General features: G+C 38.4%; 23 protein-coding genes, 2 pseudogenes and 1 riboswitch. Of the genes and pseudogenes, 6 read left to right on the top strand and 19 right to left on the bottom strand.

From position 1 onward, the window contains the following. Nucleotides 1-41: 41 nt before the first annotated feature. The 3 genes from ACFQ4X_RS03565 to ACFQ4X_RS03555 form a co-directional block, all read right to left on the bottom strand. A complete protein-coding gene (locus tag ACFQ4X_RS03565) occupies nt 42-374 on the bottom strand; it encodes an ArsR/SmtB family transcription factor (RefSeq protein ID WP_379833185.1) in 333 nt (110 codons plus the stop codon). Between the two features lie 312 nt (nt 375-686). Then, nucleotides 687-1,595, bottom strand: coding sequence for an aminoglycoside phosphotransferase family protein (locus ACFQ4X_RS03560; protein WP_379833184.1), 909 nt, complete (start codon nt 1,593-1,595; stop codon nt 687-689). Then, nucleotides 1,579-2,121 (bottom strand): AAA family ATPase, encoded by a 543-nt coding sequence (locus ACFQ4X_RS03555; RefSeq protein ID WP_379833183.1) that lies wholly within the window; start codon nt 2,119-2,121, stop codon nt 1,579-1,581. Before ACFQ4X_RS03555 ends, ACFQ4X_RS03560 begins: the two co-directional genes overlap by 17 nt. 117 nt (nt 2,122-2,238) lie before the next feature. Here ACFQ4X_RS03555 and ACFQ4X_RS03550 point away from each other — a divergent pair, with 117 nt between their 5' ends. Together ACFQ4X_RS03550 and ACFQ4X_RS03545 are read left to right on the top strand one after the other, a co-directional pair. Beyond that, a complete protein-coding gene (locus tag ACFQ4X_RS03550; protein WP_379833182.1) occupies nt 2,239-2,886 on the top strand; it encodes a metallophosphoesterase family protein in 648 nt (215 codons plus the stop codon). A gap of 90 nt (nt 2,887-2,976) precedes the next feature. Then, nucleotides 2,977-3,909 carry a sigma-70 family RNA polymerase sigma factor gene (locus tag ACFQ4X_RS03545; RefSeq protein WP_379833181.1) on the top strand — a complete coding sequence of 311 codons (933 nt, stop codon included), beginning with the start codon at nt 2,977-2,979 and terminating at the stop codon, nt 3,907-3,909. 46 nt (nt 3,910-3,955) lie between these two features. Here the strand turns inward: ACFQ4X_RS03545 and ACFQ4X_RS03540 are convergent, their stop codons facing one another. The 5 genes from ACFQ4X_RS03540 to ACFQ4X_RS03520 form a co-directional block, all read right to left on the bottom strand. Further along, entirely contained in the window at nt 3,956-4,663 is a 708-nt protein-coding gene (locus tag ACFQ4X_RS03540) for an alpha/beta hydrolase family protein (RefSeq protein WP_379833180.1), read from the bottom strand. 13 nt (nt 4,664-4,676) lie between these two features. Next, on the bottom strand, nt 4,677-5,237 hold the full coding sequence (locus tag ACFQ4X_RS03535; protein ID WP_379833179.1) for a shikimate kinase: 561 nt from the start codon (nt 5,235-5,237) through the stop codon (nt 4,677-4,679). A gap of 108 nt (nt 5,238-5,345) precedes the next feature. Then, entirely contained in the window at nt 5,346-5,600 is a 255-nt protein-coding gene (locus tag ACFQ4X_RS03530; protein ID WP_379833178.1) for a hypothetical protein, read from the bottom strand. Nucleotides 5,601-5,631: 31 nt separating this feature from the next. Further along, nucleotides 5,632-5,835 carry a DNA-directed RNA polymerase subunit alpha C-terminal domain-containing protein gene (locus tag ACFQ4X_RS03525; protein WP_379833177.1) on the bottom strand — a complete coding sequence of 68 codons (204 nt, stop codon included), beginning with the start codon at nt 5,833-5,835 and terminating at the stop codon, nt 5,632-5,634. Between the two features lie 22 nt (nt 5,836-5,857). Then, entirely contained in the window at nt 5,858-6,103 is a 246-nt protein-coding gene (locus ACFQ4X_RS03520; RefSeq protein ID WP_379833176.1) for a hypothetical protein, read from the bottom strand. 373 nt (nt 6,104-6,476) lie between these two features. Between ACFQ4X_RS03520 and cyoE the strand changes: the two genes are divergently transcribed. After that, on the top strand, nt 6,477-7,385 hold the full coding sequence (cyoE, locus tag ACFQ4X_RS03515; protein WP_379833175.1) for a heme o synthase: 909 nt from the start codon (nt 6,477-6,479) through the stop codon (nt 7,383-7,385). Between the two features lie 48 nt (nt 7,386-7,433). On the opposite strand, the gene ACFQ4X_RS03510 is transcribed toward cyoE, so the two are convergent. The 4 genes from ACFQ4X_RS03510 to ACFQ4X_RS03495 form a co-directional block, all read right to left on the bottom strand. Further along, nucleotides 7,434-8,231 carry a DUF817 domain-containing protein gene (locus tag ACFQ4X_RS03510; RefSeq protein ID WP_379833174.1) on the bottom strand — a complete coding sequence of 266 codons (798 nt, stop codon included), beginning with the start codon at nt 8,229-8,231 and terminating at the stop codon, nt 7,434-7,436. A gap of 41 nt (nt 8,232-8,272) precedes the next feature. Further along, nucleotides 8,273-8,491 carry a helix-turn-helix domain-containing protein gene (locus tag ACFQ4X_RS03505; RefSeq protein ID WP_379833173.1) on the bottom strand — a complete coding sequence of 73 codons (219 nt, stop codon included), beginning with the start codon at nt 8,489-8,491 and terminating at the stop codon, nt 8,273-8,275. Nucleotides 8,492-8,501: 10 nt separating this feature from the next. Further along, nucleotides 8,502-8,981: a DUF2975 domain-containing protein gene (locus ACFQ4X_RS03500; protein ID WP_379833172.1), complete on the bottom strand. Its 480-nt coding sequence runs from the start codon at nt 8,979-8,981 to the stop codon at nt 8,502-8,504. A 245-nt stretch (nt 8,982-9,226) separates the two neighbouring features. Continuing rightward, nucleotides 9,227-9,592 carry a group I truncated hemoglobin gene (locus ACFQ4X_RS03495; protein ID WP_379833171.1) on the bottom strand — a complete coding sequence of 122 codons (366 nt, stop codon included), beginning with the start codon at nt 9,590-9,592 and terminating at the stop codon, nt 9,227-9,229. Between the two features lie 161 nt (nt 9,593-9,753). On the opposite strand from ACFQ4X_RS03495, the pseudogene ACFQ4X_RS03490 reads away from it, so the two are divergent. Beyond that, a pseudogene (locus ACFQ4X_RS03490) lies at nt 9,754-10,466 on the top strand (AAA family ATPase). A 264-nt stretch (nt 10,467-10,730) separates the two neighbouring features. On the opposite strand, the pseudogene ACFQ4X_RS03485 reads toward ACFQ4X_RS03490, so the two are convergent. The 3 genes and pseudogenes from ACFQ4X_RS03485 to ACFQ4X_RS03475 form a co-directional block, all read right to left on the bottom strand. Continuing rightward, nucleotides 10,731-11,486: pseudogene (locus tag ACFQ4X_RS03485) on the bottom strand (5'-methylthioadenosine/S-adenosylhomocysteine nucleosidase); the annotation flags it as partial. A gap of 254 nt (nt 11,487-11,740) precedes the next feature. Further along, nucleotides 11,741-11,844: riboswitch (purine riboswitch) on the bottom strand. Nucleotides 11,845-11,936: 92 nt separating this feature from the next. Next, nucleotides 11,937-12,137, bottom strand: a complete 201-nt coding sequence (locus tag ACFQ4X_RS03480) for a hypothetical protein (protein ID WP_379833170.1) — start codon at nt 12,135-12,137, stop codon at nt 11,937-11,939. Nucleotides 12,138-12,149: 12 nt separating this feature from the next. Then, nucleotides 12,150-12,698 (bottom strand): GNAT family N-acetyltransferase, encoded by a 549-nt coding sequence (locus tag ACFQ4X_RS03475; protein ID WP_379833169.1) that lies wholly within the window; start codon nt 12,696-12,698, stop codon nt 12,150-12,152. Between the two features lie 159 nt (nt 12,699-12,857). On the opposite strand from ACFQ4X_RS03475, the gene ACFQ4X_RS03470 reads away from it, so the two are divergent. Then, nucleotides 12,858-13,937, top strand: a complete 1,080-nt coding sequence (locus ACFQ4X_RS03470; protein ID WP_379833168.1) for a nitric oxide synthase oxygenase — start codon at nt 12,858-12,860, stop codon at nt 13,935-13,937. A gap of 72 nt (nt 13,938-14,009) precedes the next feature. Here ACFQ4X_RS03470 and ACFQ4X_RS03465 read toward each other — a convergent pair whose 3' ends face one another. The 4 genes from ACFQ4X_RS03465 to ACFQ4X_RS03450 form a co-directional block, all read right to left on the bottom strand. Continuing rightward, nucleotides 14,010-14,642: a LysE family translocator gene (locus ACFQ4X_RS03465; RefSeq protein WP_379833167.1), complete on the bottom strand. Its 633-nt coding sequence runs from the start codon at nt 14,640-14,642 to the stop codon at nt 14,010-14,012. A gap of 344 nt (nt 14,643-14,986) precedes the next feature. Beyond that, on the bottom strand, nt 14,987-16,228 hold the full coding sequence (locus ACFQ4X_RS03460; RefSeq protein WP_379833166.1) for a cation:proton antiporter: 1,242 nt from the start codon (nt 16,226-16,228) through the stop codon (nt 14,987-14,989). Beyond that, nucleotides 16,225-16,725, bottom strand: coding sequence for a cation:proton antiporter regulatory subunit (locus ACFQ4X_RS03455; protein ID WP_379833165.1), 501 nt, complete (start codon nt 16,723-16,725; stop codon nt 16,225-16,227). The genes ACFQ4X_RS03460 and ACFQ4X_RS03455 overlap by 4 nt, the downstream gene beginning before the upstream one ends. 143 nt (nt 16,726-16,868) lie before the next feature. Beyond that, nucleotides 16,869-17,189: a hypothetical protein gene (locus tag ACFQ4X_RS03450; RefSeq protein WP_379833164.1), complete on the bottom strand. Its 321-nt coding sequence runs from the start codon at nt 17,187-17,189 to the stop codon at nt 16,869-16,871. Nucleotides 17,190-17,425: 236 nt separating this feature from the next. Here ACFQ4X_RS03450 and gltP point away from each other — a divergent pair, with 236 nt between their 5' ends. Beyond that, nucleotides 17,426-18,688: a glutamate/aspartate:proton symporter GltP gene (gene gltP, locus ACFQ4X_RS03445; RefSeq protein ID WP_379833163.1), complete on the top strand. Its 1,263-nt coding sequence runs from the start codon at nt 17,426-17,428 to the stop codon at nt 18,686-18,688. The last annotated feature ends 129 nt before the right edge of the window (nt 18,689-18,817 follow it).

Below are 18,817 nucleotides of genomic sequence, written 5' to 3'. Positions count from 1 at the left end.
CCCTTAATTTGGTGGTCAGGAAAGAAAGTGGAGCTATCAAACTATTCGCTTCGTTTATTCTTTTCTTTCCTTTGAAGTTCCTGCAGATAATCGTCCAATCGATCAAACCGGTCCTCCCAAAGCTTTTGAAAGGATTGAACCCATTCGTTCATTTCCTTGAGCGGTTCCGCTTTTAATTTGTAATAGCGTCGATTGGCGATCGGCTGCACTTCGACGAGCCCGGCTTCACTAAGTACTCGGAGGTGTTTGGAAACTTGAGGCTGATTCATTCCAAGTTTGTCGGTGATCTCTCCTACTGTTAAGGAACCATCACGCAATAGTTCAACAATTTGCAGGCGGTTTGGCTCGGCGAGAGCATTTAATATTGTCTTCATGTTTATAATATACATCACAAGGAATATACGTGTAAAGGAATATTTAAAAATAATTTAAATTTTTCTTCGACAATTTTCAGTTTTACGGTACGTGTTCTTATATTTATTACACGTTCGCCCAATAACTCTGAGTTACACCCCGACTCACCTATGTTTCACCCCATTATGGTGCAGCTCCACCCCGTTCCCCCTAGTTACACCCCATAACTCCTTCGTTCCACCCGATCCACTTATGAAAGCTACTTTATATGAACAAAGACTGCCAAATTAAGTACTCAAGAAGTACTTAAGGGCAGCCTTTATTAAAAAGTATTAATGCGATATGTTTTCTTTGGATAGAAGCTCTTTAAATACATCAATCGTGCTTAAAAACGCTTCATTGTAATTTCCGTCCTCTATCGTCCAGCATGTCGATAAAACTGCATGAGAGAACCCCCTTAACAACACTCTCTCTTTGTCCAGGTTAAGTTCTTTCACGAAAATATCTATACGTTTTTCAATGGTATCTTTTACATTCGTCTCAGGCAGTTTGTTTAACAGATATTGAATCACATCATACTCCCTGTCTCCGATTAAACCTTTTGGATCAATTGCCACCCAAGAATCGCCATTCCTAAGTATGTTGTAATGATGCAGGTCGCCATGCAGCAAGTAAGGATTGCTTATTTGACTATTTAGCTGTTCAAAAATAAGAAGTGCTTCTTGAAGCGTTTCTTTGGAAATTTGCTTCAAGCCATTCGGATTGTTTTGGGTGATGCGTTTCAAACTATTTTCCCGATCGGTTACAGTTTGTATATCGGTATCCTCTGGTGCTGCGATCCACAAGCTTTTCATGATTTGTGCAGCAATAAAGGCAGCTTCCTCATCACTATCGATTTCCGCTAGTGTAATACCAGGGCTCAATCGTTCCAAAATCATAATTCCGCTGTCTACATCATATTCCAAAAGCTTAACCATCCCCTTGCCCTTCATTAGTTTAATTGTCTCAAGTTCAGCAAGAAATTCTTTTCGAGAAAGTACAACCTTCAGTACCACTTCTTCTCCATTGTTTCTGATAGCAGGTGCGACAAAATTGTAGGATAGATCAAAAGGATTTTGGATTTTGAGCTCCCACCGCTCCTCATAGTCAGCAATCCTCTTATCAAAATTTATCATCCACACTTCGGCTTTTTCTTTATGTATACTTTTCATGGCACTGATAAATTTATCTGGTAATTTCATAGTTTCTCTCCAAAATGTAATGAATAACTTCATCAATATAGTTATCTATTGGTAAGTTCGTATTTATCTCTAAATACTTGTGATCCGAAGGCTTTTTGCTATTATACAAGCCATAATTGAACATCTCCTGATTCGCTTCTTTAATTTGGCTGATCATTCGATTACGGTTCCTTAACCTTTCATTGATTTGATCAAAATCATTTAAAATACATTCAATATACTTATAACTAGCTTCATATTTTTTTGCTAGTTCGGTACCTTTTTCTATCATTTCTTTATAAAAACAAGGACTGTCAAATATTACGCTATTGCCATGAGATAACTGAGATTCAATTAAAGACCAATCAATATTATATGATATCTTTCCTGCTAGTTTCGGGTCCAATGTGTCTTCATCTATAGAATGCAACAATGCAGACTTTACAATATCATGATCAATCACAACCGCACCTGTACGTTTACCTATTTCTCTAGCAAGTGTGGACTTACCTGCACCTGGAAAACCGGCCATTTGAATAAAAAACATGTTCTGCACCTCGTTTTAAAATGTTTTATATTACAGTAAGCAAATATGTATTTAGAGGAAAATGAACTATTAAAGAGAATACATCTACTTCGATTATATAAAAAAGGAGTATGTACATTGAATTATTTTGTAATAGGTGATGTCCATGGCTGTTATCACACCTTTAAGAATATGATAAACAAATATTGGAACAAAGAAAATGAAATGCTGATTCAGCTTGGGGATTTAATAGACAGAGGAAGAAATTCACCACAGATGGTCCAGCTGGCTATCCAATTAAGTGCTGACTTCCCTGATCAAGTAACGTTTTTAAAAGGAAATCATGAGTTTGAAATCATTGATCATTTTACAAATCAGCCCAACACAAATTGGTTAAGCCAATGCGGAGAAGAAACCCTCAGGCAATATGAAAAAATAAACAGAGATTGCGAGAGTGATGTTAGCTGGTTAAGCGATCTCCCGCTGTATTGGGAAAATAAGCATATTTTTATAAGCCACGCAGGAATTTCTGAACAAATAGAAAATCCCTTCGACGAGAATGATGAGTTTGGGGTTCTGTGGAATCGAAGTCCTTTGAAAAACATCGGTAAACTACAAATTATAGGTCACACTCCAACCGACCGGCCAAAATATGATGTGACTAGCAACGCTTGGTCCATTGATACTGGTGCTGCTTATTTAGGATATTTAACTGGAGTCAAAATAAAATCTAATGGAGAAATAATCAAGTTTATAAGAGAAGACACGGATCCAAAAGACAAATAAACATGAATAAATTTTCATAAAAAGCGTCTAATTCTCTTCAGCGTATTCGTTATACATATAGATCGCAAATTTCTATAGGAGGTTTTATTTTTGCCACAATTAAAAACAAACAGTGTGTATGAACAGTCACGTGAGCTTCAGCAACAATTTCAGTCCATGATTGATGAAATGGGAAGTGATCTTTGGAATTACTGCCGTTATTTGACGGGCTCGCCTTGGGATGGGGAAGATTTATTTCAGGAAACGGTACTTAAGGCAATGGGTGGACTTTTTACGCGTTGGCATCCTACGAACCTAAAATCTTACTTGTACAGAATGGCAACCAACACCTGGATCGACCATTGCAGAAGAGAAAAGCGAAAACTAGGTTCTTTAGATGAAGCGGAGGAACCACAAGAAACTTTCACCGACTCTCTTGAATTAGAAGAAGCTCTCGAAAAGCTGTATCACCTTTTCACACCGAGACAGACTGCTGTTTTCCTGCTCATGGAAGTCTTTTACTTTAAAGCAGAAGAAGTGGCCAGTATCATCAAGACGACTCCTGGCGCAGTTTATGCCACAACCCGCCGTATGAAGGAAAAACTTAAAAACGATGCACCTTCACCATCTAAACAACCAAATGAATCAAAGGGACAAAAAGACGAAATTATCTCTGCCTATTTAAAAGCCTTTAATCAAGGAGATCTAGATGGGATACTGGAGCTATTCGGTGACCATGTACATTATGAAGCATCTTTAGGATTCTTAGAGACGACAAAAGATGAAATGCGAGAAGGCTCTCTCCTGTATGGATTACCTCGTCACCACGCAAAGGAATTTATATTATGGGGGAAACCTGTAATCATAGTGTTAGCTGATTCAGATCAAGGACCTCTCGTACACGACATACAATATCAAGGTGTAGAAAACGGTAAGATCGTTTACCACAGAAGCTACTTCTTCAGAAAGGAATTTATCCTTGCGACATCAAAAGAATTAGGAATCCCTCCTCAGCTGGATAAAGCACCCTTAAACTGGACGTAAAATCAAAGAGAAAAAAGCCGGTTCAAAAGACTAGAATCGGCTTTATTTATCCTATTTGTTTAATCCACTGAATGACTTCATCCACCATTTCAGAAGTGAACTTATGATTAACATTGTTATGAATATTAAAATTAACTCTTATATCATTTTGTAAGAGATACTCATAAAAATGCTTTTGCCCTTCAATCGGTACTATCGTATCTCCATCCCCATGGATCAGGAGTACAGGAGAATTACCTTTCACTTTCCCTATAGGGTCATACTTTTTAAACAGGTCTAATTCTGCTCCGGACGGAAAATCTCGATTATCCATCTTTCTAAATAATTTTTCTGTAAACAGGAAAGATCCTGAACCGTTCACACAGACTAACCCCGCAATTTCAGGGTTAGCCGCATAAATACCACTGGCAATAAATCCTCCCATTGAACTCCCTACTAGAATAAGTTTCTTCTTCTTTAGGTTTAATGCTTTTGTAAAGTCTTCAAACTCATTAATACTTTTAAAAATTGTCTCCCAAAAGTATTTCTGCATCGTTTTCTTATCAAAAGGGTTCTCCAATGGGGACCGCGTGTCATGATAGATTAACTCTGGAACTATCGTGTTAAACCCTTCATTCGCTGTTCCTTCTGCCATTTCATAAAAGCTTTGGCCGCTGCCACCCCAGCCATGATAAATAATCACTGTGTACTCTTTTTCATTTTCTTTTTCCGGTTGAAACAAGGTAACTGGAAAATCTTTATGCTGCATCTTCATTTCATTAATCCTTTCAAAGGTTGAAGTGTTCTTTTATTTGTTTAGCCACTTCTTCCGGACTCAAATCTTTGTTATTGATACGCAGGTAATTTTCTTTTTTTATCTCGCCTTCAAAAGAATTCATCCGGTATTTGTCCATTGAAGTTTTCAAATCATTTTCAGACCATTCGATGTTTCGTTTCGTCGGTTTGTGTTCCAACCGGTGAGGAGTTGTGTTTCGTTTCAGCCTCTCATCCAGATCCGTCTCCAGTTCAACAAAATAGATGTCTGCCCCCTTAGATTCAAAAATTCCGCAAACATCCTCAACAAACTTCCAATCCGACTCATAATTAAAGGCCCATACATATGTAAAAATCATTCCATAGTTCTCGCTTTTGGCAAACTCCTTAAATATCTCAGATCGAAAAAGGTTCACGAGCCTTTTCCCTTCCTTCGTCCCATAATCAAAAAACTTTGTTACGAGATCGATCGTCATATGATTATGAAAGAGCTTCAGTTCGGTAACCTTCTCTAATTCATGCCCAACAGTCATTTTACCAACAGCTTGAGGACCGAATAACAAAACCAGCTTCATGATGCTTCCCCCATTTATAAAAAGTATTACTCCATATTCTACTATCTATTTACGACATAAAAAGCGCTCTGAGGAAAAAATCTAAGCGCTTATCCCATTTCATTATAATTAAGCTTGCTTCTCTATAATCGTTGTGATGACGACCGATAAAATAAAACCTGTAATTAATATAGATATACCAAGCCATAAAGGCATTCTTTTCTCCAGGTAACCAATTTTGCCGAATATGAAAACGATAAGACCTACTAATCCTCCTACTAATAGTGCTTTTTGCCATACATCCCAATGTTCAGGAAATAAAGATTCTAAGACGGTGCCTGTAAACATGATTAAAGTAAATACTAAAGGTATTCTTAATGCCAAACCACTTCTCCCCTTTATAAAAAATCGTTACCTACTCTTTAGCAAATGACAATCCGTTTTCCTTTAACACATCACTAATCTGCTGCATTGCCTTTGGTCCCATTCCATGCAGTTTCATGAGTTCCGCTTCTGTCATTTTAGTTAGTTGTTCAAGATGAGTAATCCCAGCTCCATTAAGCGCCCGTTGAGCTGGTTTTGCCAGTTTGGCTGATAAAGCTGTTTTTGATCGGTTCATTTCTTCTCAACTCCTAAAATAATTAAATACCGAAAAACGAAACAATCCCTAATATAAAAATAATTAAAAGAATAGCAAGACCACTAAAAGCAATGTTTTTCCATGTTCCTTTTGTACTTAACAGAGCACAAATTAGTGAAAGTGATACACCAGTTATTAAAAGGTTTGTACCGCTTTGCCCGCTAACCTTCCCCACAAAAAAGAACTGGAGAATTAAAAAGGTAACAATCAAAATCAGGATTGAAGCTAAACCTAAGTATTTTCTCATTTCATTCTCCCCTTTTAAACATAGCTATTTCAACTTTTCTATATCGGCTGCAGCACGTTATTAAAGCTTCGTAATCATTCTTTGATAAATAATCTTTTGTTTCTTAGAGTAAGCGATATTCTGATCAGCTGTATTCTTTTTCTACAAAAATCTCAAAACTCCCTCTTTTCCCCAAGTAACAAAGCAAACTACCCTATCACATAACCATCACAGAACCCTCACAAAACGTTCACAAAACTCTTTTGTAATGTGCATCCTGTTGTTCTATCATTTGTACTGGGAAAAGATTTAGTGCTTTAATAGAGATGTATTTAAGGTTACAATTAATTGGTTAACCTATAGAGATAAATATATGAAGATGGTGTCTTGTAGAATGGAAAGAACTATGGAAAAACAAAAGTTGTCAGCAATCCTGGGACAGACAGTAAAAACAGGGATTATTAAATCAAACCTTGTTCCGATGTTCGCTGGATTGACCCTGGCTTTATATACGTACGATATTGATCCTGGTGATAAACTGTTAGATGTCTTATTCGTCCTGATCGGTACAATCCTTGTGATTGGTGCTGCGGGGACGTTTAATAATATTTATGACCGCGATATCGATTCCATTATGGAAAGAACAAAAGTAAGACCGACAGTCACGGGTGAAATCAAGGTGCGATCGGCATTATCGCTCGGGATCGCAATGGCAGTTCTCGGCATGATTGCTCTTGCTTTTACTACTCCGCTCGCTGCATTGTTGGGTTTTCTTGGTTTGTTCTTTTACGTTGTACCCTATACAATGCTAACGAAACGAAGAACGATCTATAATACAGAGGTTGGCTCAATTTCAGGTGCCATGCCTCCTCTGATCGGCTGGGCTGCGATGACCGGAACCCTTACTCACCCAGCCATTGCTGCACTATTTATCATTCAAGTAATCTGGCAGATGCCGCACTTTTATGCGATTGCGATCCGCCGACACGATGAATACAAAGCAGCGAGAATTCCGATGCTTCCGGTTGTAAAAGGTGTTAAGAGAACGTATATTCAAACCAACATTTACTTAGTACTTTTGAGCTTAACAAGTTTTCTCTTCTTGCCTTTGAGCCTGGGTCTGACACTTGTTGCCCTTTTACTAAATGTTGGCTGGCTCGTACTCAGCATCTACGGCTATAAGAAAAATAAGGATTCAGAGAAATGGGCAAAACTGCTCTTCATCTACTCACTGATCCACATGACAATCCTGTTTTCAACAGTTATCGTTTACTCCCTAGTGGGAATTTTCATCCTTAAATAGTAAGCAAAAAAGCCTGGGCAGCCAGGCTTTTTTTATTTACAAAATTTATTATTGAATTTTAATAGCCTGACTAACAACTACCATCTCTGAATTGTCCTTAACCCGCTTTAACGTTGCTACGATAAGAAAGCTGACGATCACTAACAAGAGCCATGAACTCACCTTTCCAAGATGCACGAGATTCCATGCTTCGGTTTGGTTCGGGTATTCCCAAGCTCCAAAGAAAGTTGCAATATTTTCGGCTATCCATATAAAAAATCCGATCAGCACGAAAGAAAGTGCGAGTGGCATACGGTAACGAGTCCCATTAACTTCGTATGTAACCCATGATTGCCAAAAGACGATGATGACAAGTCCAGATAACCACCAACGAACGTCAATCCAATAATGGTGGGTGAAAAAATTTAAATATATCGCAGCTGCGAGTGATACAACTGCCAAAAATGGAGGCCACTTCACCAATTCAACATTAAATCTCCTCCACGCCTGGCAAAGATAACTTGCTACGCTCGCATACATGAATCCGCTGTACAAAGGCACTCCAGCTATTTTGGAATATCCTTCTCCTGGATAAGACCAAGAGCCCATGTGCACCTTAAAAAGTTCAAGAGCAAGACCAATAAGGTGGAACAAAGTGATAACCTTTAGTTCATCCCTAGTTTCAAGACCAGAACGCACCATCCACCACTGCATTAGAAGACAAATGATAAGAAGCCAATCATAACGCGGCAGGATGGGAAGCGGTAGGATCTGTGTAATAGCCAATGAGGCAAATATAACAACAGGAAACAAACAGGATAGTGCTTGCTCCCAACCAAAACGAACGAGCTGTTCTAGTGCTCTCATGATTTATGCCTCCGCAGATTTTTTTATAGATATAGAACGCCTTAACGGCTGTCTTCATCACTTTTGTATTCTAAAATATCCCCAGGCTGACATTCTAATGCCTTACAGATCGCCTCTAAGGTGGAAAGCCGAATGGCTTTTGCTTTTCCATTTTTCAATATAGAAAGGTTAGCCATTGTTATTCCAACCCTCTCTGAAAGTTCGGTTACACTCATTTTCCTTTTAGCCAGCATTACATCAATATTGATTATAATCGCCAATGTTTTCACCTCAGACTGTTAAATCATTTTCTGATTTTATATCGATCGCATTTTTTAACAACTTTTGAAGAACAGCGGCAAAGACTGCAATCACCATGCTGCCAAAAATAATGACCATTCCGATTAATATCATACCTGGGGCATCGTCTACCTCCGCCATAAGATATATGAGTGGCATAAATAGCACAAATAAGGCACTGATGGTGATGGCACAGTATTTGATATTCTGTATAGATCTTACTGATAATTCCGAGAAGGCTTCGTTCTTGTCAATGTAGCTTAAAAGTTTAAAAGTTTGGAACAGTGCTGCGAAAAATACGATTGCTGCTGCATACAGCCCTATTAAAAAGGGATATTGCAAAAAATCTACCTTTGGATTTAATTCCGCAAAAAATTCAGCGATCTCAGGCAATACAAATATACACAAAGCAATAACAGGAAGTCCCATAAGAACAATAACAAATTTCAAAAAGAATGTTTCTCTTTTCATAAAAAGCACCTCAACTCTTTATTATTCATTTTATTCTAATACACAATTTATCGTTTTACAATAAATTAATATTGATTTATATTATATTATTATTGAAATGAATTTATGCTCTTGAATAAAAACATAAAATAAAAAGCATTCCTTATTTAAGGAAATGCTCTTTAAAGTCTTAAAACTTATTCAATTAATAACATGCGCAGCTAACCTGCTTAATGTTATGCATCCATCGTATTCCACTGCACCTTTTATTTATACAGAATATCATCTCTTAGTGATGCAACTCTAGTTAAGGCAGTATCAATATCTGACTCCGGCACACCGAAATGAGCAAGTGCATCGTGCAGATGTGTGGCGATCGCATTAAAATGCTCTGGCTGCAGGTTCATTCCTTCATGAGCTTTTGCCATTGACTTTCCTGTGTAGTTTTTTGGACCGCCTAGTGCGAAGCTGATGAATTTCGTCTGATGGCTTTTTTGTTTTTCCATGTCAACGCCTTCAAAGAAATGGTTCACCGTATCATCTTTTAACACTAGCTCGTTATAAAAGTAATCCACTACCTTGGCGATCGCTTCTTCGCCGCCCACTTTTTCATATAGATTTTGTTCCAACATAAAAGCTCCTCTCATTGGTGATTTTGACATACTTCATTATCTTTACCCTTTTTAATAGTTTGAACAAGGAAATATCAAATTTTAAGCCAAAAGTCCTTTTTGCATTTTGGCTGCAAGGAACAATCATGATACGATAAATTAAAAAAACTCAGGTGATTCTTATGTTTCTAAAAAGAATTCAAGTTCAGCATGAAAAGGTTCCATCAAAAAATAAATATCCTTTCACCATCCCATCCATAAAAAATTTGGATCAGCTAGAAATAAAAAACAACATTACCTTTTTTGTAGGTGAAAATGGAACGGGTAAGTCAACATTCCTGGAAGCCATTGCAGACAAATGCGGATTTAATACAGCTGGAGGCGGACGCAATAACTACTATGAAGTAGATTCTGCTGAATCAGCGTTAGGAGATTACATCAGACTATCCTGGATGCCTAAAGTAACAAACGGATTCTTTCTTCGTGCAGAATCCTTTTATCATTTTGCTTCTCATATTGATCAAGTTGATGCTAACTATGCCTATGCGGTCGATCTTTGCATAAGCAATCACACGGCGAATCTTTTTTGTCGCTTTTTCTGAACCGATTTAAGGGAAAAGCTATTTATCTGTTAGATGAACCAGAGGCTGCACTATCACCTCAGCGGCAGCTCTCTTTTCTTAAAATCCTTCATGAATTAGCAGCATCTGGTGACAGTCAATTTATTATCGCTACACATTCTCCCATTCTTCTTGGATATCCGGATGCCACGATTTACAGTTTTGATGACGGCTCCATTCAGGAGATTGATTATGAGATGACGGATCACTATCAGATTACGAGTTATTTTCTTCAGCACAGAGAGAAAATGTTAAAAGACCTGTTTAATGAGTAAAACGCTTGGAGCAAACTGTGCTCCAAGCGTTAATTTATGGTGCGAAAAATATAGTTATGATGATTTATGATCCTTCAAATTATTTTATGAGCCTTTAAAATATTTTATGGTCCTTCAAATTTTTTTATGGTCCTTCAAATTGATTTATAGGCTTATCGACAAACTACGATTCCTGCACAACTCGGCTGCAGGATTAGCAAATGTACACAACAAAAACAAAAATCCCGCAGAATGAATGCACGGGATTTAGCAGCTCTATTTACCTTACTTTGCTGCAATATATTCTTTTACAACTTCGTACACATAATCTTGGTTCGCCGCTGCTGTAGTCGGATCGTATTTTCCGCCGTTCGTTTTATTGTTTGATAAAACGCGGATACCCAAGAAAGCTACATCATACGCTTTAGAGATTTGTGCAGCTGAGGCCCCTTCCATCTCTTCAACGGATGTTCCAAAGTTCTCGTGGAACCACTGGATGCGGTCGACTTCATTGTTCCAAACGTCTGCAGAACCAATCGTCCCTTCTACCACTTTTCCTTTTGTATATTTGTCTTTAACAGCATGTGCTGCTGCAAGCAACTTTTCGTCACCTTCAAAATAACGAGCTTTCTCTGCATTCGGATCTTCTCCCGCACTTCCTTCTGAAGCCATCAAGTCCATCGGAATCCAAGAAGTCGGTTCAATCCCCTCGTTCTCTTCTAAATGAGGCGTTTTTAATGAACCTAGATTTACTGTTCTTTTCCCCAGTACGATATCAAAAACATTCAGGTTCGGATCGTGGCCGCCAGATGTTCCTTGATTGATGATCGCTGCTGGATCATATTTTTCAATAGCAATGGCAGTAGCTGCTGCCGTATTCTCCATACCTTTTCCTGTTTTCGCTACGATTACCGGATAGTTGTCCAGTTTTCCTTTATAAAATACAAAGTTTCCTGATCTCTCTACTTTCACATTGTCTAAACGCTTTGCAAAGTACTCAGCTTCAATCGGCATCGGACCTTGGATAATAATCGGCTGTCTTGGTTTTTCTTTACCTGAAGCATGATCTGAAAAGTTAAGAACTGCCAGTGCCGTTACAAATAGTACAGCTGCAATAGCCAGTAATGTGTACTTCTTCCCCATTCGTTTCATCATCGTTGTCTCTCCTCCGTTGTCATAAATCACTCATAAATCTGCTCAAACAAAAAAGCCTAGAGTAATAGAATGTATCTACCTCTAGACCACTGGAGTTAAAGTAAAAGAATAGGATTCGCCGCTCAAACAAAAAACAACAGCAATTCAGCACTTCAACTCGTAGTCCAGTTCTTTCATTGGGAACCGGGTAGAAACACTCAGACCATATTACCGAGCATATACGAGTAATTCGTTTTTCAAGTTTAACACTTTGCAAATATAGCAAACTCCTTCATAAAATTCAACCTAAAACTGAATATTAATCCAAAAAAACTAAATATCGTTCGTGTTTTATCCTTAGCCAATCACGAGTACATAAATAATCCCGAACCATCCTAAATAAAATAGACTCGACCACATATCCAGCGGTTCAGTGAAAAAGGCAAAAGTCATGATGACCCTTTCCTTTTTCGTTTCAGCTTTTATAAAATGAAAAATAAAAAGAGATAAGGAGAGTACAATTAAAACGATGCTTCCTGCAAGTATCATTGTATTCATGAATACACCCGTTTAAATATGAAGATCTTCTTTTAAAAGTGAATATATATATAAGTCATCAAATTTACCGCACGTAAATTCATAATGCCTCAACAAACCTTCTCTTTGAAAGCCAGCCTTCTCCACCAATCTTTGAGATGGAAGATTAGCAGGTTCAATGAGGGCTTCGACGCGCTCTAACTCCAGATGCTGAAATCCGTACCTCACAACTGCTTCCAATGCTTCAGAAGCGATTCCTTTTCCCCAGTACTCTTTGCTCAACTCAAAACCTGCTTCTGATCGAAAATGCTTGGGTACCCTGTTCAGAAACCCGCAGCTTCCTATCACTCTACCATCTTCTTTCAGAGTGATTCCCCATCTGATCCCCGTGCCATTTTTAACGATAGATTCATACCAGGCGATTTCATCATGCGCATCTTCAATAGATTCAAAGGGTTCTAACCCCATGTGTTTTACAACGTCTGGATCAGACAAATAGAGGAGTATATCTTCTGCATCAGCTTTGGTTACTGCTCTTAAAATCAATCGCTCGGTCTCAATAATCGGAAATTGGTTGTTCATATTCGATATCTCCTTTTTCTCTCATTCTTGTCAGTCTTTTATGTAATTCCCAAAGTGCTGTTCGATTGCCATGTACGTTTTTTGTAACAGTTTCAAGCGGTAAACACGGTAAAACTCGGCTATTATAATAATAACTTATTTTTAGCTGGGGGCTTTATTTTGGAAACCAATCTTTTACAAGAAGCAAAAGACTTTATCATTTCCTGCTATCAGGAGTTAAATAGACCACAGATTGAGTTCGAGGAACGAATAGACTCGATCACGAAACAGATCGAATCGGCAGGTAGCTACGAGCACACTTCATTTGAAATTGATCATGGAGCAAAAGTGGCTTGGCGCAATAGCAATCGATGCATCGGACGGCTTTTCTGGGATCAGATGCACACCTTTGATAAAAGGCAATTGAAGACAGAAGAAGAGATTTTTGAGGCGATCCTAGAGCACATGGCGTACGCGACAAATGGTGGGCGAATCCGTCCTTCGATTACGGTCTTCGCACCGCAAAAAGAAAATCAACGTATCCGCATCTGGAACCATCAGCTGATTCGATATGCCGGCTACACCACACCGGATGGCATAATAGGTGACCGCGCTTCCATCTCTTTTACAGAAAAATGCATGGAGCTTGGCTGGGAGCCAAAGTACGGAAAGTTCGATATTTTGCCGATTGTTATTCAGATCAACGATCATGCACCTAAACTGTTTGAACTGCCAGAAGATACTGCTCTTGAAGTAGAGATCCGCCACCCTGAATATAAATGGTTTGAAGATCTGCACCTTAAATGGCATGGTGTCCCTTTCATTTCAAATATGGCTCTCGAGATTGGAGGGATCCATTATACCGCCGCTCCTTTTAACGGATGGTATATGGGTACGGAGATCGGCGCGCGTAATCTGGCGGATGAAGAACGGTACAACATGTTGCCGCAGATCGCTTCACTCATGGGGCTCGATACAAAAAGTTCGATCTCATTATGGAAGGATAAAGCTCTTGTTGAGCTTAACATCGCCGTACTGCACTCATTCCGCGAAGACGGCGTCAGCATCGTTGACCATCATACGGCGGCACAGCAGTTTAAGAAGTTTGAAGAAAAAGAGATCGAGAGCGGCAGACCGGTTACCGGCAACTGGGCATGGCTCATTCCACCGATGTCACCTGCCACGACACATATCTTTCATAAGCCTTATAAGAACGATGTCGTTAAACCGAATTATTTTTATCAGCCTAGACCTTATTAATCAATAAAATAGACTTTATACAAAGACCCTTGATCGATGTCGATCAAGGGTCTTTCTTTAACAACAAATAGCTTAAGTATGGGACTTTTCTAGTGCTAGTTTGATTCCAAATCCTATCAATATTGTACCTGTGATTCCTTCAATCATATTTTGTGCTTTAGGTCTTTTCATAAATGCACTAATCTGATTAATTAAATAGACATAAAGTAAAAACCATATGGAAGTCAAAACAGTATAAGTGACACCCATTATTAGAAAGGGGATGAAGGTATTGCTTCCTGGATCAACGAATTGAGGCAAAAAGGTTAAGAAAAATACAGCAACTTTTGGATTGAGGATATTAGTAAGGAACCCTTGTTTAAAACAAGATGCGTTTCCGTATTGTTTATCTATGTTCATCTCAACACTTGCTGCTTCTTCTCTTTTCTTCAAAAACCATAATGTTTTAACACCCAGATAAATTAAGTAAACAGCACCAACGTATTTGAAAACAGAAAATAATAACGCTGATTTAACAATGATTGCTGAAAGTCCTAATACAGCAGCAGAAGTATGGATGAGAAGCGCACAACAAGTCCCTAAAGCTGTTTTCAGACCTCCACTTTTCCCAACGGTGAGCGTATTTTTGGTAGCAATGGCAGTATCGGGACCGGGTAAAATAATTAAAAAAATACACATAAGGACAAACAAATAAAAGTTTTCCATTTTAGCATCACCTTTCTAATTATAATAAGACCTTCTGAATATATGATTCTTCCAATTTATTATAAATAGAAATTGAAATCAAATATTATTTGATTAGCTTGTTTGATTACTAAAAGCACTATGGATTTATTATTGTTACGTAACAAAAAAAACCAAATCAACTATGTGATTTGGTTTTTTTTTGATTTTATAATTAGGAAAGCTTAAAGTAACCCTTATTATATATGCTTCAAAAATTCAAGTAAACTTGGGTACTGATGCTCTGGTATTGAAAGATTATAAAAATGTGTACAGATCACCACTAAAACAACCATAAGAACACTAAACCAAATGATTTCTTTCATCTATACTGTGTCCTTCCTTCTATTTACTTTCTTTTTTATCTGTGGATTTTCTGTCTTCCACTTAAAAATCCCATTTAAAAACGTATAGATTCTCTTTGATTCCTTTGTAAGTAATGGGCCAAGGATGGCGAGAATCAGTACATAGAGTGCGGAGAATGGTTTTAATATTGATGCTAACCCGCCGGCCATTCCAATGTTGGCTACGATTATGGAAAACTCTCCTCTTGAAACAATCGTTAAGCCGATGTTTGATGAAGCTTTATGAGAAAGCCCCGCTTTCCTTCCCGCGATCATTCCAGCTGCAAAGTTCCCTATGATCGTGATTACAACGGCCCCTAAGGCGAGCCAAACTGCACCGCCAAGCGTGAATGGATCTATACTTAAACCAAAGCTGAAGAAAAAGATGGCTCCGAAAAAATCTCTAAACGGAATGACCAGTTTTTCAATTCGTTCACTGTGCTCTGTCTCAGAGAACACCAATCCGAGAAGAAGTGCACCGATCGCCTCAGCAACATGAATGGTCTCTGAGAATCCGGCGATAAAGAACAAAGAGGCGAAGATCACAATGATAAAAATTTCATTAGACGTAATATTAAGAAGCTTGTTTAAATGTTTGGTACATGTTCTGGCAATGATAAAGAACAAAATCATATATCCAAACGCGATCAAAATGGACTTAGCTACTCCTAATACTGATGTAGCATCTCCTAATACCAAACCTGAAATGATCGACAAGTAAACCGCTAAGAAGATATCCTCAAACATGATTATTCCTAGAATCAGTTCCGTTTCAGGATTCGCTGTTCGCCTCAGATCAACGATGACCTTTGCAACAATGGCACTCGATGAAATGGTTATGATTCCAGCGATGATCAGAACTTCTAATAAGGGAAAGCCCATGATTAAGGCGTAGATGAGTCCTAACGAAAAGTTAATTAGGATATAAATACTGCCTCCTACAGCAATATTTTTTCCTGACCGCACTAATTTCCCTACTGAAAATTCTAAGCCGAGGTAGAACAGAAGAAATAATACACCCACTCTTCCGAAGAAGGTTATGATTTCATTACTGTTAATAAACGTGAAGTCCAATACCCCGACAACAGGTGCATGCGGTCCAACAATCATCCCAAAAATGATAAGGAACGGAATGATGGAAAAGTTTAATTTGTTTGCAAGCAAAGCGGCAATGGAGATGATAATCAGAGCCGTCCCTACTTCAAGTACGAGGTGATTTGTCATTCACTCTTCTCCCCAGCAGAGAACATCTCTCTTATGATTCTTTTCACACCATGTCTTTCTCCTGAAATAACAAGCATGTCACCTTCATGGATCATAGTTTCAGGTCCAGGGTTCAATATCTTCTCATTTCCTTTAACAATGGCAATAACAGATACTTCATATTTTTGACGGATGTCTAATTCTCCAATTGTCCGATTGACGGAGAATGATCCAGGTTCGATTCTATACCATTCAATCATCAGTTCATCAAAAGCCATTTCAATGTTTTCGATCGCTTTTGGCCGATAGATGATACCGCCGATAATCGCTGCAAACTGTCTTGACTCCGTATCACTCAAGGTTACAGAAGACAAACTCTCTTCATAATCATTTTTATCAAAATGGTAGATTTCTCGTCGGCCATCATCATGAACGATCACCACCACTTTATCTCCATTTGCAATTTCCACTTCAAACTTTCTGCCGATTCCGGGTAATTCGATTTCTTTTACGATCATAACAATCTCCTTTTTTTCTTATTTAGGCATGACAAATAAACGTTCGAACATTCGCTTTTCCGAACGGTTAATCATTTATTCTTTACCAAATAAACCCTTGCTGTTAATGGATTTTTCAAAGGAAAAATGGGATATTATGATCGTCAGAGGTAATTCGATTGGAATTGATAAGGGGTAAGAAATACGGCTTTCTTGTGAATGTGATCACTAGACAGCTGAAATTTAAACTCGACCTGTTCTTGCAGCAGCATAGTGCTGTTTAACTGAATTGCTATGATTCCCTTTTTTAATTTCTTACTTTTCGTTGGGTATTCGCCAATAATCGTAGAATCATCGAACGACGAAGAGGATAATTCAATCACGTCGTTTAGAGGTGTCGATGATAAGTTTTCCATATTATAGTTTGGAAATAGGGATGTGCCAATGAACACATACAGCAATGCCAATAATAAAAATCTATGCAATTCTTACTCCCCCCTTTCTACATTTTATTTTATCATAAAAATACACGTCAATGAAGTAAAGCGAAAAAGCCGCTATTACCTGCTTTCACCATACTTTTTTTAACGTAAAAAAATTTTTGCTGCCTTAAAAATAATTACAACTGGCAATATTTAAGTTTGACATTCATTCAATTTTCTGACTAAAATATTCTTCATGTGGACAACTAGACTAAACATCATGAAGAAGGTGAATCAAATTGAAGAAGGTAAGAATTAGTTTAGCATGGCAAATTCTGATTGGACTTGCATTCGGGATTCTGATCGGTGCGTTGTTTTACGGAAACGAAACCGTACAAGGCTATCTGCAGCCTATTGGAGATATTTTTATCCGATTGATTAAAATGATTGTTGTACCTATCGTTGTTTCCAGCTTGATTGTTGGTGTAGCAAGTGTTGGGGACATCAAACAATTAGGACGTCTTGGCGGAAAAACCATTCTATATTTTGAAATCATTACAACTTTAGCGATCGTGATCGGTCTATTTATCGCAAACATCTTCCAGCCTGGTGCAGGCGTGGACATGAAATCGTTATCAAAAGGGGATATCTCCAGTTACGTAGAAACAACTGAATCTGTTGAAAGTCATGGATTTGCTGAGACATTCTTGAATATCGTTCCAACTAACCTCTTTGAATCATTAGCTCAAGGAGATATGCTGGCAATCATCTTCTTCTCCGTTTTATTCGGTTTAGGAATTGCAGCAATCGGTGAAAGAGGTAAGCCTGTATTAGCGTTCTTCCAAGGAACAGCTGATGCCATGTTCTATATCACAAACCAGATCATGAAGCTCGCTCCATTCGGTGTATTTGCACTAATCGGAGTGACAGTATCTAAATTCGGTGTAGAATCATTAGTACCATTAAGTAAGCTTGTTTTAGTCGTATACGGCGCGATGTTCTTCTTTGTAATCGTCGTATTAGGCGCAGTGGCTGCGATGGTTAAAGTAAACATCTTTACGTTAATCAAAATTTTAAAAGATGAACTGATCCTGGCGTATTCTACAGCAAGCTCAGAAACTGTACTTCCGAAATTGATGGAGAAAATGGAGAAGTTCGGCTGTCCGAAAGCCATCACTTCATTCGTTATTCCAACTGGTTATTCGTTTAACCTTGATGGATCTACTCTATATCAGGCAATAGCAGCATTGTTTATTGCTCAAATGTACGGCATCGAACTTACAATTGCTGAACAGATCTCGTTATTACTCGTATTAATGGTGACGTCTAAAGGAATCGCAGGAGTTCCTGGCGTATCCTTCGTTGTACTTTTAGCAACACTAGGTTCAGTTGGAATACCGCTTGAAGGTTTAGCCTTTATCGCTGGTATTGACCGAATCCTTGATATGGCCCGTACGGCAGTAAACGTAGTCGGTAACTCACTGGCTGCCGTAGTGATGTCTAAGTGGGAAGGCAAGTTCAACACGATAAAAGCTCAAGAATACCAAAGAGAAGTAAGCTAACAATATTAAAAAACCGTGTCGGCAGTGAATGCTGGCACGGTTTTTTTGGACTTGATTATGGTTGTTTTTAGCTCGATGTTATTGGAAGGTTGATCTCCGCTCCAGGATGCTCGCTTTCCGCGAAAGTGT

Source organism: Fictibacillus halophilus (genome assembly GCF_042680145.1).
GTDB lineage: Bacteria > Bacillota > Bacilli > Bacillales > Fictibacillaceae > Fictibacillus > Fictibacillus halophilus_A.
The sequence above is the reverse complement of the archived record's forward strand: the minus strand, read 5'-3'. Positions and strand labels throughout refer to the sequence as shown.

Bases quoted from the DNA above. Each gene is read 5' to 3' on its own strand.
- ACFQ4X_RS03565 (WP_379833185.1), bottom strand. From the start codon at position 374: ATGAAGACAATATTAAATGCTCTCGCCGAGCCAAACCGCCTGCAAATT.
- ACFQ4X_RS03560 (WP_379833184.1), bottom strand. From the start codon at position 1,595: ATGAAATTACCAGATAAATTTATCAGTGCCATGAAAAGTATACATAAA.
- ACFQ4X_RS03555 (WP_379833183.1), bottom strand. From the start codon at position 2,121: ATGTTTTTTATTCAAATGGCCGGTTTTCCAGGTGCAGGTAAGTCCACA.
- ACFQ4X_RS03540 (WP_379833180.1), bottom strand. From the start codon at position 4,663: ATGAAGATGCAGCATAAAGATTTTCCAGTTACCTTGTTTCAACCGGAA.
- ACFQ4X_RS03535 (WP_379833179.1), bottom strand. From the start codon at position 5,237: ATGAAGCTGGTTTTGTTATTCGGTCCTCAAGCTGTTGGTAAAATGACT.
- ACFQ4X_RS03525 (WP_379833177.1), bottom strand. From the start codon at position 5,835: ATGAACCGATCAAAAACAGCTTTATCAGCCAAACTGGCAAAACCAGCT.
- ACFQ4X_RS03520 (WP_379833176.1), bottom strand. From the start codon at position 6,103: ATGAGAAAATACTTAGGTTTAGCTTCAATCCTGATTTTGATTGTTACC.
- cyoE (WP_379833175.1), top strand. From the start codon at position 6,477: ATGGAAAGAACTATGGAAAAACAAAAGTTGTCAGCAATCCTGGGACAG.
- ACFQ4X_RS03510 (WP_379833174.1), bottom strand. From the start codon at position 8,231: ATGAGAGCACTAGAACAGCTCGTTCGTTTTGGTTGGGAGCAAGCACTA.
- ACFQ4X_RS03500 (WP_379833172.1), bottom strand. From the start codon at position 8,981: ATGAAAAGAGAAACATTCTTTTTGAAATTTGTTATTGTTCTTATGGGA.
- ACFQ4X_RS03495 (WP_379833171.1), bottom strand. From the start codon at position 9,592: ATGTTGGAACAAAATCTATATGAAAAAGTGGGCGGCGAAGAAGCGATC.
- ACFQ4X_RS03480 (WP_379833170.1), bottom strand. From the start codon at position 12,137: ATGAATACAATGATACTTGCAGGAAGCATCGTTTTAATTGTACTCTCC.
- ACFQ4X_RS03475 (WP_379833169.1), bottom strand. From the start codon at position 12,698: ATGAACAACCAATTTCCGATTATTGAGACCGAGCGATTGATTTTAAGA.
- ACFQ4X_RS03465 (WP_379833167.1), bottom strand. From the start codon at position 14,642: ATGGAAAACTTTTATTTGTTTGTCCTTATGTGTATTTTTTTAATTATT.
- ACFQ4X_RS03460 (WP_379833166.1), bottom strand. From the start codon at position 16,228: ATGACAAATCACCTCGTACTTGAAGTAGGGACGGCTCTGATTATCATC.
- ACFQ4X_RS03455 (WP_379833165.1), bottom strand. From the start codon at position 16,725: ATGATCGTAAAAGAAATCGAATTACCCGGAATCGGCAGAAAGTTTGAA.